Source organism: Pseudomonas sp. LAMO17WK12:I1 (assembly GCF_900177315.1).
Taxonomy (GTDB): domain Bacteria; phylum Pseudomonadota; class Gammaproteobacteria; order Pseudomonadales; family Pseudomonadaceae; genus Aquipseudomonas; species Aquipseudomonas marginalis.
Genome location: NZ_FWZV01000013.1, coordinates 80,889 through 93,658 on the forward strand (window position 1 = coordinate 80,889; position 12,770 = coordinate 93,658).

Genomic DNA, 12,770 nt, shown 5'->3' on the forward strand with positions numbered 1-12,770 from the left:
GGAGATTTTCTAATCGGCAGCCGTGGGCAACCACACCCGGAACCGTGCGCCGCCCAACGGCGAGGCCAGTGCGGTCAGGGTGCCGCCTTGGGCCTCGAGGGCTCGCCGGCTGATGGCCAGGCCCAGGCCAAAGCCACCGGTGGCGCGGTCGCGGCTGCGGTCGAGACGGTAAAAAGGCTCGAAGATACGCTCGCGCTGGTCCAGCGGAATGCCGATGCCATCGTCATCCACCCAGATTTCACAGCCTTTGGCGCAGACCTTGACGCCCACCTGAATGCGCTTGTCGCAGTAACGCGTGGCATTGCGCAGCAGGTTCTGCAGGGCACGGGCGGTGAGGCGCGGGTCGAGGCTGAAGCGTTCCACAGCGCAGTCGAGTGCTACATCGATGACGATCTCGGGATTTTCCAGTTCGTCATCGACACTGCCGAGCACGCTGTCGATAAACTCATCGAGCACCACCTCCACACGCTCGGGCAATTGCGCCGGGTTTTGCAGGCGGCTGTAGGACAACAACTCCAGCACCAATTCATCCAGCTCGCGAATATGCGCAACCAGGCCATGCAAGCGCTGGCGACTGGCCTCCGGCAAGTCTTCCGACAGCGCCAGGGCCAGGCCGAAATCCAGGCGCGTAAGGGGCGTGCGCAGTTCGTGGGAGACCGCGTTGAGCAGGTCGCGCTGTTGGTTGAGCAGGTGTTCGATGTCGTCGGCCATGGTATCGAACACCGCTGCCAGGCTGCCGATATTGGAGCTGGCCGGGATGTGTGTGCGCTCGGCCAGGTTGCCTTTGCCCAGTTGCGTGGCGGTGCTTTTCAGGCGTTCGAGATCGCGCCAGTGCGGACGCAGCCAGAACAGCAGGCAGGCCAGCAACGCCGCACCGATCAGCACGTTCATCGACCAGTACAACAGGTTCATGTCCAGCGGGTCTGGCGGAATGGTCAGCTTGACCACGAACTGCTCGTTGAGCGGCGAGCTGATGTCCTCCATCCAGCCGAACTCCCCCAGGTGAATCACGGGGTTGCCCTGCTCCAGCAGTTTGGCTTCCTGCGTGGTGTAGCTGGCGTCCTGGCGCAACAGCAATTGCACTTTGAGGGGGGCGAAGTCACGTCCCAGTTGCTCGGTCACCTGGGACCAGCGCTCCACCGGCGCGCGCAGGTACTGCTTGACGATCAGCTTCTGCATGCCTCGGGACTGCTCGACGTTGTAGTCCAGGTAACGGTGCTCGAACAGTTGGATCACCAGCTTGGGAATCAGGAAGATCGCCGCGCTGTAGGTAATGATGGTGATCAGGTAAAGGCGTAGCAGTACACGAAACATCGGTCAGCATTCCCACTCGGAACGGCTGAACAGGTAGCCTTTGCCCCATACGGTCTTGATCTTGCGCGCTTCACCGGCGTGGTCGTCGAACTTGCGGCGCAGCTTGGAAATGGCCACGTCCACCGAACGGTCGGTGCCGTTGAACTCGATACCGCGCAGGCGTTGCAGGATCTGGTCGCGGCTGAGCACCTCGCCCGCGTGCCGGGCCAGTACCACCAGCAGGTTGTATTCGCCGCTGGACAACTCCACCGCCTGCTCGCGCCAGGTCACGGTGCGCTCCGACAGGTCGATGCACAGGTTGCCCATCAGGATCTGGTCGTTGGCCACCTGGGGCTCGGACAGGCTGCTGCGCCGCAGCAAGGTGCGCACCCGCGCCAGCAGCACACGCGGCTCGCAGGGTTTGGTCACGTAGTCGTCGGCGCCCATTTCCAGGCCCAGCACCTGGTCGTGGCTGTCGTCGCGGGCGGTGAGCATCAGGATCGGCAGGCCCGCCGAGTCGGCGCGCAGCAGGCGGCACACTTGCAGGCCGTCGAGGCCGGGCAGCATCAGGTCGAGGATCACCAGGTCCGGCGGGTCGAGGCGCGCGCGCTCGCGGACGTGGTCGCCACGGCTGAGCACACTGACGTGGTAGCCATTGCGTTCCAGGTAGCTGGCAATCAGCTCGGAGAGTGCGGCGTCGTCTTCCACCAGGAGGATGTTGGGCATGGTGTTTCCAAATAATGCGGTTTGTTGGTGTGTTGCAGGATTGTGCAAGGATATACGCCCTCGGCGCCCCGCGCGCCGCACCTTACATTTCTTCACAGACGACCTACACAGCTTCACAGCACCACGGCGCAGGTGCCCTTAGGATGCGCCAGTCAATATTGGGATAAGAGCATGTCGAAGAATCTGTTTGCGCCATTCTGCCTGTTGGCCCTGACGCTGGCCCTGAGTGCCTGTGACCAATCGGCCGACGAAGCGCCGCCAATGCCCCTGGCCAAAGTGCGCATCGAAACCCTTGAGGCCAAGCCCCTCTCCATCACCAGCGAATTGAGCGGACGCATCGCCGCGCCACGCATCGCCGAAGTGCGCGCACGGGTGGCCGGGGTGGTGATGCAACGGGTGTTCAAGGAAGGCCATGACGTCAAACAGGGCGACGTGTTGTTTCGCATCGATCCGGCACCGTTCAAGGCTGACCTGGACAGCGCCCAGGCCAACCTGAGCAAGGCCGAGGCCAATGCGTTCCAGGCGCGCCTGCAGGAGCAGCGCTACAGCCAACTGGTGGAAGGCAATGCCATCAGCGGCCAGGACTACGACAACGCCCGCGCCAACCTGCGCCAGACCAACGCCGAAGTCGCCGCCAACAAGGCCGCCGTCGAGCGCGCCAGGTTGAACCTGGGCTACGCCACCGTGACCGCGCCGATTTCCGGGCGCATCGGCCGCGCCCTGGTGACCGAAGGGGCACTGGTGGGCCAGAACGAAGCCACGCCCCTGGCGATCATCCAGCAACTGGACCCGATCCACGCCGACCTCACCCAGTCCACCCGCGAGCTCAACGACCTGCGCCGCGCCTTCCGCGCCGGCAGCTTGAAGCAGGTAGGCCAGGACCAGGCCAAGGCCACGTTGATCCAGGACGATGGCAGCCTCTACCCGCTGCCGGGCAAGTTGCTGTTCGCCGAGATCAGCGTCGACCCGGGCACCGGGCAGATCATCCTGCGCAGCGAGTTCCCCAACCCGGACCTCGACCTGTTGCCCGGCAGCTTCGTACGGGTCCGCCTGGAGCAGGCCGTCGACAAACAGGGCATCAGCGTGCCGCAACGCGCCATCACCCGCGACAGCGCCGGCATCCCCATGGTGCTGCTGCTCGACGCCGAGCAGACCGTCAGCCAGCAGCCGGTGGAACTGGGTGCGGTGATCGCTGACCGCTGGGTGGTCAGCCATGGCCTCAAGCCCGGCGACCGTATCGTCGTCGAAGGCCTGCAGCACGCGCGCCCCGGTGAAAAAGTCGAGGTCGATGACAGCCCCACACCCGTTGCCCAGGCTTCCGGCCAATAAGGATCTTTGACAATGCCGCAGTTCTTTATTGACCGCCCGATCTTCGCCTGGGTGGTCGCCCTGTTTATCCTGCTGGCCGGCTTGCTGGCCATCCCGCAGTTGCCGGTGGCCCAGTACCCCAACGTCGCGCCGCCGAAGGTGGAAATCTACGCGGTGTACCCGGGCGCCTCGGCCCAGACCCTGGATGAAAGCGTGGTCAGCCTGATCGAGCAGGAGCTCAACGGCGCCGATCACCTGCTGTATTTCGAATCCCAGAGCAGCCTCGGCTCGGCAACGATTACTGCCACGTTCCAGCCCGGCACCAACCCGGAAATGGCCCAGGTCGATGTGCAAAACCGCCTCAAGGCGGTGGAGCCGCGCCTGCCCCAGGCCGTGACCCAGCAGGGTTTGCAGGTGGAGAAAGTCTCCGCCGGTTTCCTGCTGCTGGTGACCCTCACCTCCAACGACGGCAAGCTCGACGATGTGGCGCTCAGCGATTACCTGGCGCGCAACGTGATGAACGAGCTCAAGCGCCTGGACGGGGTCGGCAAGGCCCAGCTGTACGGTGCCGAACGCGCCATGCGCATCTGGATCGACCCGCAGAAACTGATCGGCTTCAACCTCACGCCGGCCGACGTGAATGCCGCGATCAGCGCACAGAACGCCCAGGTCTCGGCCGGCAGCATCGGTGACTTGCCGGGTACCAGGACCCAGGAAATCACCGCCGCGATCCTGGTCAAGGGCCAGCTGTCCACGCCGGCGGAATTCGCCGATATCGTGCTCAAGGCCAACCCGGACGGCTCCACCGTGCGCATCGGCGATGTGGCGCGGGTAGAAGTGGGCAGTCAGGAATACCAGTTTTCCACGCGCCTGAACGGCAAGCCGTCCACCGCCGTCAGCGTGCAACTGGCGCCCGGGGCCAATGCGCTGAACACCGCGACCCTGGTGCGGGCGAAGATGGACGAGCTGTCGCGCTATTTCCCGGCCAATGTGGAGTACAAGATCCCGTACGACACCTCGCCGTTCGTCAAGGTCTCGATCACCAAGGTGGTCTACACCCTGCTCGAAGCCATGGCCCTGGTGTTCGCGGTGATGTTCCTGTTCCTGCAGAACGTGCGCTACACCCTGATCCCGACGCTGGTGGTGCCGATCGCGCTGATGGGCACCTTCGCCACCATGCTGTTGCTGGGCTTCTCGATCAACGTGCTGACCATGTTCGGCATGGTGCTGGCCATCGGCATCCTGGTGGATGACGCCATCGTGGTGGTGGAGAACGTCGAGCGGATCATGGCCACCGAGGGCCTGTCGCCCAAGGAGGCGACGAAAAAAGCCATGGGCCAGATCACCGGCGCCATCGTCGGCATTACCCTGGTGCTGGTCGCGGTGTTCCTGCCGATGGCGTTCATGGCCGGCTCGGTGGGGGTGATCTACCAGCAGTTCTCGCTGTCGATGGCCACCTCGATCCTGTTCTCGGCCTTCCTCGCCCTGACCTTGACCCCAGCCCTGTGCGCCACGCTGCTCAAGCCGATTGCCAAGGGCGAGCACCATGCCAAGGGCGGGTTCTTCGGCTGGTTCAACAAGCGCTTCGAGCAACTCACCGACCGTTACGAAGGCTGGGTCGCCTATGCCCTCAAGCGCAGCGGCCGTTACCTGCTGATCTACCTGGTGCTGCTGGTGGGCCTGGGGCTGATGTTCAGCCGCCTGCCCTCCTCGTTCCTGCCGGTGGAAGACCAGGGCTACACCATCACCGACATCCAGCTGCCGCCCGGCGCGAGCAAGAACCGCACGGTGCAGGTGGCCGAACAGATCGAAGCGCATAACGCCGGGGAGCCAGGGGTGGGTGACACCACCATGATCATGGGCTTCAGCTTCTCCGGCTCCGGGCAAAACGCCGCGCTGGCGTTTACTACGCTCAAGGACTGGTCGGAACGCGGCAGCGATGACTCCGCCGCCTCGATTGCCGACCGCGCCAACATGGCCTTCAGCGAACTCAAGGACGCGATTGCCTATGCAATCCTGCCGCCCCCGGTGGACGGCCTGGGCACCTCCAGCGGTTTCGAGTTCCGCTTGCAGGACCGCGGCGGTGTAGGCCATGCAGCCTTGATGGCGGCGCGTACCGAATTGCTCGACGCCGCCGGAAAAAGCCCGATCCTGGCCAACGTGCGCGAAAGCGCCCTGGCCGAGGCGCCGCAAGTGCAGCTGGAAGTCGACCGCAAGCAGGCCAACGCGCTGGGCGTCTCGTTTGCGGATGTGGGCAATGTGCTGTCTTCGGCCATCGGTTCAGCCTATGTCAACGACTTCCCTAACCAGGGCCGCATGCAGCGCGTGGTGGTACAGGCCGAAGGCGACCAGCGCAGCCAGGTGGCGGATTTGATGAAGATCCACGTGCGCAACAAGGATGGAAAGATGGTACCGCTGTCGGCGTTTGTCGAAGCCAAATGGACCCAGGGCCCGGCGCAACTGACGCGCTATAACGGCTACCCTGCCATCGCCATTTCCGGCGAGGCCGCACCCGGCCACAGCACCGGCGAGGCGATGGAGGAAATCCAGCGCCTGGTCAGCCAATTGCCGGCAGGCCTGGGCCAGGAGTGGACCGGGTTGTCGTTGCAGGAACGTTTGTCCGGCTCCCAGGCCCCAATCCTGTTGGGCCTGTCGCTGCTGATCGTGTTCCTGTGCCTGGCGGCGCTGTATGAAAGCTGGTCGATCCCGACGTCGGTGTTGCTGGTGGTGCCGCTGGGCGTGCTCGGCGCAGTGCTGGCGGTGACTTTGCGGGGCATGCCCAACGATGTGTTTTTCAAGGTCGGCCTGATCACTATCATCGGCTTGTCGGCGAAGAACGCGATCCTGATCATCGAGTTCGCCAAGGACCTGTATGACCAGGGCGAAGACCTGATCGACGCCACCCTGAAAGCCGCACGACTCCGGTTGCGCCCGATCATCATGACCTCGCTGGCGTTTATCCTCGGCGTGGTGCCCTTGGCGATTGCCACCGGTGCCAGTTCGGCGAGCCAGCAGGCGATTGGTACCGGGGTCATCGGCGGGATGATCACCGCGACCCTGGCGGTGGTGTTTGTGCCGGTGTTCTTTGTGGTGGTCATGAAGCTGGTGCGCAAAAAGCGCTAAGGCTTTTGGGGGGGACACTGTAACGGTGGCAAGCCCGCTTGCCACAACAAAAATGCGCTAAGGTGCTCACAGGTAACCATCTGTGAGCTGCCATGCCCTTTCTAGCCCGTACCCACCCTCGCCTCTCCACCGCCGCTGTGCTCGGCCTTGCCGTCGGCATCCTGGCGCCGGCCGACACCCTCGCCAGCAAAATCCTCATCGGCTGGAACGCCGGGGTCTGGACCTACCTGGTGCTGATGCTGTGGCTGACCAGCCGTGCCAAGGCCGACGATGTGAAGCGTATCGCCGAAATCGAGGACGAAAACGCCGGGCTGGTGCTGTTCACCGTGTGCATCGCCGCCATCGCGAGCCTGGCCACCATCACCTTCGAACTGGTGGGCAGCAAAGACCTGGCCACGTCCGAGCGCCTGCTGCACTACGGGTTTACCGGGCTGACGGTGATCGGTTCATGGCTGTTGATCGGGGTGATTTTCAGCGTGCATTACGCCCGCCTGTATTACACCTGGAATGGCAAGGAGCCGGCGTTGCGGTTTGCCGAAGGGCTGTTGACGCCGAACTACTGGGACTTCCTGTATTTCTCCTTCACCATCGGCGTGGCGGTGCAAACCTCTGACGTCGGCGTCGCCACCCGCGGCATGCGCAAGGTGGTGCTGGGGCAGTCGCTGATCGGCTTTTTGTTCAATACGGCGATCCTGGGGTTCTCGATCAACATCGCCGCCGGGCTGTTCGGCTAGGCTGCACAAACCTTCTAGACGCTCAGGTGTCGGTGGGCGCTAATACCCTTACACATTCCGTCCCGGTGTTTCATGGCTGCGCATAATTGGATCGATCTGTCCCAGGACGCCGACACCGGCATCGAGACCCTGCGCGCGCATTTCGAGGGCCACGCCTACGACCCCCACTGGCATGACAGCTATCTGGTCGGCGTCACCGAACAAGGCGTGCAGCAGTTCAACTGCCGCCGCACCCGGCACAACAGCGTGCCCGGCCAGGTGTTCCTGGTGGAGCCCGGTGAATTGCATGACGGTGACGCGCCCACGCCGGACGGCTTTACCTACCACATGCTGTACCTCGACCCGCAGTGGCTGGCGCGGGAAGTGAGTGCGGTGTTCGAAGAAGCGCCGCTCAACAGCCAACTGGGTTTCGCCACGACCTTGACCAGCGATCCACGCCTGGCCATCGCCACCAGCCAGGCGTTCCAGACGCTGCACAGCGGTGAATTGCGCATCGTGCGCCAGCGTGTCATGGACCAATTGCTGGAGCGCCTCACCGGTCACCTGGCGTGGCGCGCGCGCTACCGTGACGATCCACGCTTGCCACTGGTCGCCCATAAGGCCCGCGAATACCTGCATGCCCACTTGCATCAAGACGTCGGCATGGACGAACTGGCCGTAGCCTGTGGCGTCGACCGCTTCCGCCTGACCCGCGCGTTCAAGAGCGCCTTCGGCCTGCCGCCGCATGCCTACCTCGTACAACTGCGCTTGGCCCGTGCCCGGCATTTGTTGGCCAAGGGCGAGCAACCGGCGGATATGGCGATTGCCCTGGGCTTTGCCGATCAAAGTCACCTGGGCCGCTGGTTCGTGCGCGCCTACGGCTTGACACCGGCCGCGTACCGCAAGCGCTGCTCAAATCTTCCAGACAGTAACGCACAGGCTTGTGAGGATGGACGCCACTGAACGATTCACTGGAGTCCCCAGCATGTCCTCCCCGTTACTGCCCTTCCTGTTATTTGCCTTCGTTGCCTCCATCACCCCCGGCCCCACCAACATCCTGGTGCTGAGCAACAGCGCGCGTTATGGGCTCAAGGCTGCACTGCCTATCGTATTGGGTGCCTGTCTGGGGGCTGCGGGAATTGTGTTGCTGGTGGGCTCGGGCGTGGGCCAGTCGCTGGCGCAATTGCCCAGGGTGCAGGCCGCGATGCAATGGGTGGGCGTGGCCTGGCTCAGCTATCTGGCATGGCAGATCTTCCGCGCGCCGGCCGAAGCCATCGACCCGAACACCCCGCAAAAACGCCTGGGCCTGGCCGGCGCCGCCAGCCTGCAATTGGTCAACCCCAAGACCTGGATGATGGCGCTGGCGGTGGTCAGTGTGTTTGCCGACAACGGTGAGGCGCGCCAGAGCCATGTGCTGTACCTGTCGTTGGCGTTTTTTATGATTTCGTTGCCGTGCCTGGGGGCGTGGGCGTTGCTGGGGGTGGGGTCGAGCCGGGTGTTTCGCTCGACCAAGGCCATGCAGCGTTTTAACCAAGGTATGGCGTTGCTGTTGTTCGGCTCCGCCTGGCTGAGCGTTTTAGCGGGAGCATAGAAAAGGCGACGAATGGCGAGCAAACCTGTGAATTCTGACAGTTGTGGGCAAGGCGTTAATGGCGCTGAATAAAGCCACTTGTCAAAAAGCACGGGCCATGACGGGTATCAAAGCCTGCGGGAGCACGCCATGTCACCACTTGTTCCGTTAAATAAGAATCTGATCCTGAATGGAAACTTTATCGACCATGGAACCCATTGGACAGCCACCGCGACACTTCCCGGCAGGGTTGATTTTTCCCAGCACAGTTGCATCGTCAGAACTCAAGGAATGGCTGAGCAAACGGTACCTGTGGTTGAGGCAACGGTCTATACCCTCAGCCTGTTTACGCTGATTACTTACAGAGGTACCGGCTCGATAACGGTGGTTTTTCAGCCTTCGGGGGTCAATGAATCGATATCGATGTCCGGCAACCAAGGCTGGTTGCGTCAGTCATTAACGTTCACGCCTCCCACAGGCACTGTCAGCGCAACCGTGCAATTGACAGGAACGTCGGGGGACGTCTGGTTCGATAACGTCAGGCTAGTGGAGGAAGAAGGGACGATCATACCGATTGAGTTGATCGGTAACGGGGACTTCTCACGCAACGGCGATGAATGGACTTCGTCACCGCCACCCAATTCCGCGACCTTCCACGATCAACGGTGTCAGTTGAATCTGGGCGCTTATATCGAGCAGGACATCAGGGTCGTTCCCGAGCAGGCGCTGGTCTTCTCTATCGATGCACAAACACCAACCGGCGGCCATGGGGTTGTAATGTTTCATATAACCCCCGATCACGTACCTGAGTTCGAGTTACGCGGAGAGGGAGGCTGGGATTCATACACCTACTTATTCACCGTCCCCGCTGGCATTCATGACATCACGCTGCAAATACAGGGCATTACTTTTCTGATCGTCGACAATATTTCATTAAAGGCAATGGAATGAAAGCGCGTGCAAAGGAAGCAAACGTAAACCGTCGCATTTAACAGGCTTGTCCCAAGTGGGCAATGATGCCTTCACAGGACATTTATTGACGAGAGCGGGAGACTATAACCATGAGTACTGCAACTGCATCTGCGGTAAGTGAAAACAGCCGGTCCACTAACCAAGTTTACTTTCAGGGAACGATCGCGACTCAGGCTTTCAAGGACGATTTCCCCAAACATGAACTCAAATCCGATTATTGGTGGGTTGAGGCCACTCAGCGGGATTTAGGCATTGGCAACCGCCGGCGAATCGTTGTTTTCCAATATCTGGCGGATCCGGCGACATTGCCCTCCGGCCGGTACACCCTCAAGCCCGACGAACCCGACGAGCGTTTTTCAATTATTTATATGGAGCTCAATGACGCGCCACCTCCCGCTTATACAGCCTCGCGCGGCACGATTGAGTTTATCCATAACCAGCAAACCAACCATGTCAGTGGCGCCTTGGACGTCTACTACGTTGACGTCAATATGAAGGATCAACGTATGCAAATCCTGTTCAATGTTTGACCCGCCAAAAAACGCCCCGGAAACCGGGGCGTTTTTTATCACTTGATCCAGGGCATTGTTGATTACCAGCTGTAACGCACGCCCACGTTGGCGCCCCAAGGCTGATCAATCCGCTTGCCTTTCGCATGTTCGAAGTCGGCATGCAACTGCAGGTTCTGGGACAAGGACACCGAAACCCCCGCACCGAACTCTGCACGGCTGCCCGAGAGATCGTTATTGAAAGCCTGGTTATTCACCGACACCTTGTTGTTCTTGGCAAATTCATGAGCGACCGCACCGCGCAAGTAAGGCTGTACAACGCTACCGCTATCGAGCACAAAATCACGGCCGACAGTCACCCCCAATTTACCCAGGACCGAGTGGGTGTGATCGCCCTTGGCCTGCATCCCGTTATCCAGTTGGTAGCTCTTGCCCTTGGTAGTCACCACCGACGCTTGGGCAAACGGTTCAACGAAGAACGCATCATCCAACCGAATATTACGCCCGACCTCTGCCGAAACACCCAAGGCATTAGTGGAGTAGTTACCCTTGGCCTGTGCGCCATCGCTCAACCCCACCTTGGAGTCATTGCGCAGGTGGTTCACCTTGGCCACACCGTCAAAGTAGTAGCCACTGTCTTCATCCATCCAAGTGGCATAGGCACCGACGTAGTAACTTTTGATAGTGCCCGACGTTCCACGGCCAACATCCAGATCTGATTCACTATGACCGGCCATGACCCCCAATAGCCATGGGCTGTCCATCATCGGCATATCCGCACCGAGGGAAAAACCGCGTTGCGATTGGGTGTAGCCATTTCCGGCACCACCTTTGGCCTCGAACTTGTTGCCATAACTGCGGACCCATCCGCCGGACTCAGCACCACTGTGGCGCAGTTCACCCATACGGGTACGCAGAGAAGACAGCTCGCCATACCACACGGTAGGCGCGGCATTGAACAGCGCCAGCACCGAGCGGGTGCCAGGGCTGATGACCCGCGACGACGGGTCGAGGAACCAGTCATTGCCGTCTTGCTTGAGCCCATAAGACCACGCCCCCACATCGACCGATCCGCCTATCAGCGAAAACTGCGCATCACCGCCACCGGTATGAACAATACGCACCTCATTGGCACTGACCGGCTCGACGCCGCTGCTGGATAGCAGCAATTGATGGTTGCCGCTGGCGGAACCCGTGATGTTGAGGAAGTCGGTCAAGCCCCGGGCAAAATCAGTGCCCATCACAAACGTGCCGTTACCTGACAGGCTGGTCAGGTCCAACTGGTAAAAGGCGTCACTCGCACCAAACCTGATCATCCCGCCCGACAGATTCAAGGCGCCGACCTGGCTGTTGCCGGTCATGTCCCACAGCGACTGGCTACCGATACTCAACGACGAAACATTTTCCAGGCGACCGGTCAACGCAGCCCGGTTCTGCAAGTCAAGGTGTGTGGTACTGCCCGACTCAACGATCACGTTGCCCAGTAGTTGGCTGTTATCAACCCGTACAGTGGCCGAAGACCCATCCTTGACCTCAAGGAGGTTGCCGTTGCCACCGGACAGTGTCGAGCCATTCAGCACCTCAATCGATGCGTTGGCCCCTCTGCCCAGCAGGCCTTCTACCACAATCGCTGCACCGGTTTCGCCAGTCACGTGGGTATTGTCCAGTACCAAGCTATTGGCAAGCACACTACGGGGTTCATTCGTCAGGACTACGCCGTTAAGGCCGCCTGTGATTACACTTTGACGAGCATGGGCCTCTGCGCCCTGCAACTTCAAACCGAAACTGCCAGCGTCTGTACCCTGCACGATGCTGCGGTCCAGGTTCAGCACGCTGTGGCCTCCAACCGCTGCGCCGCCGGTTGCCCCGGAAACCACGCTGCCATTGACAGTCGCGTTGGAACCCACGGTGGAGCCTGAGAAACGACTGAGCACCAACCCATCGTAGTCGGCACTGGAAATCACGCTGCCGTTGATCAACGCATTACTGCTGTACAACGTGATACCCGCATTGAAATCCCCCTGCGCCACAACACGACTGGTATCCACGTTGACGTTCGAGCCCGCCTGTGCAACGACGGTGCCGAGGACGGTACTCGAGTCGCTCAGGTTCAGGTTGGAGCGGGCGGCATAGACGCTCTCGGTTCGCCCCTCTATCACGTTGAGCGTGGCATTTTCCAACGTATAGCTGTCGAGCACGTCGTGAAAGTCAATGGTCTCGGTTCGATTTTCGATCAGCCTTGCCTGAGCGTGCGGAGCGAGAGCTAACAGTGATGCAATCGACGCAACCTTAACGACGAAGGCTAAAGGATTTAACTTAAAAATAGACTGGGTATTCATGATCACTCACTCGTTCAACAGGCGTTCCATAACAGAAAAGTTCGGCCTGTTTCGAATGCAGTGAAAACTGGCCAGTTAAGGCCCGCAAAATTACCGGTGAGCACTAACGACGGATGTAGGAATTATCCGAACCACCCTAAGGAAAATCGCGTATCAATGGCGGGAATGGGGTAACGCAACTACGCAAGGAAGCTCATGACAGGTGAAAACCAAAGGG

Annotated in this window: 10 protein-coding genes; 7 read left to right on the plus strand and 3 right to left on the minus strand. The window is 60.9% G+C overall.

Annotated features, from left to right (window positions below; genetic code table 11):
- Positions 1–9: 9 nt before the first annotated feature.
- Positions 10–1,314 carry an ATP-binding protein gene (locus tag B9N88_RS23655; protein ID WP_027606418.1) on the minus strand — a complete coding sequence of 435 codons (1,305 nt, stop codon included), beginning with the start codon at positions 1,312–1,314 and terminating at the stop codon, positions 10–12.
- Positions 1,315–1,317: 3 nt separating this feature from the next.
- The gene (locus tag B9N88_RS23660; protein WP_027606419.1) at positions 1,318–2,019 is read right to left on the minus strand and encodes a response regulator; all 702 of its coding nucleotides are present in this window, start codon (positions 2,017–2,019) and stop codon (positions 1,318–1,320) included.
- Between the two features lie 171 nt (positions 2,020–2,190).
- Between B9N88_RS23660 and B9N88_RS23665 the strand changes: the two genes are divergently transcribed.
- From B9N88_RS23665 to B9N88_RS23695, 7 genes are all read left to right on the plus strand, one after another.
- Positions 2,191–3,348, plus strand: a complete 1,158-nt coding sequence (locus B9N88_RS23665) for an efflux RND transporter periplasmic adaptor subunit (protein ID WP_027606420.1) — start codon at positions 2,191–2,193, stop codon at positions 3,346–3,348.
- Between the two features lie 12 nt (positions 3,349–3,360).
- Positions 3,361–6,450, plus strand: coding sequence for an efflux RND transporter permease subunit (locus B9N88_RS23670; protein WP_027606421.1), 3,090 nt, complete (start codon positions 3,361–3,363; stop codon positions 6,448–6,450).
- Between the two features lie 92 nt (positions 6,451–6,542).
- The gene (locus B9N88_RS23675; protein ID WP_027606422.1) at positions 6,543–7,184 is read left to right on the plus strand and encodes a DUF1345 domain-containing protein; all 642 of its coding nucleotides are present in this window, start codon (positions 6,543–6,545) and stop codon (positions 7,182–7,184) included.
- Positions 7,185–7,256: 72 nt separating this feature from the next.
- Complete coding sequence (locus B9N88_RS23680; RefSeq protein WP_027606423.1) at positions 7,257–8,126, plus strand: AraC family transcriptional regulator; 870 nt, start codon at positions 7,257–7,259, stop codon at positions 8,124–8,126.
- A gap of 22 nt (positions 8,127–8,148) precedes the next feature.
- Positions 8,149–8,754, plus strand: coding sequence for a LysE family translocator (locus B9N88_RS23685; protein ID WP_027606424.1), 606 nt, complete (start codon positions 8,149–8,151; stop codon positions 8,752–8,754).
- A 129-nt stretch (positions 8,755–8,883) separates the two neighbouring features.
- Positions 8,884–9,684, plus strand: a complete 801-nt coding sequence (locus tag B9N88_RS23690) for a hypothetical protein (RefSeq protein WP_085205426.1) — start codon at positions 8,884–8,886, stop codon at positions 9,682–9,684.
- A gap of 110 nt (positions 9,685–9,794) precedes the next feature.
- Positions 9,795–10,235 (plus strand): hypothetical protein, encoded by a 441-nt coding sequence (locus tag B9N88_RS23695; RefSeq protein WP_027606426.1) that lies wholly within the window; start codon positions 9,795–9,797, stop codon positions 10,233–10,235.
- A gap of 62 nt (positions 10,236–10,297) precedes the next feature.
- Here the strand turns inward: B9N88_RS23695 and B9N88_RS23700 are convergent, their stop codons facing one another.
- Complete coding sequence (locus B9N88_RS23700; protein ID WP_043293609.1) at positions 10,298–12,553, minus strand: autotransporter outer membrane beta-barrel domain-containing protein; 2,256 nt, start codon at positions 12,551–12,553, stop codon at positions 10,298–10,300.
- Positions 12,554–12,770: the final 217 nt, after the last annotated feature.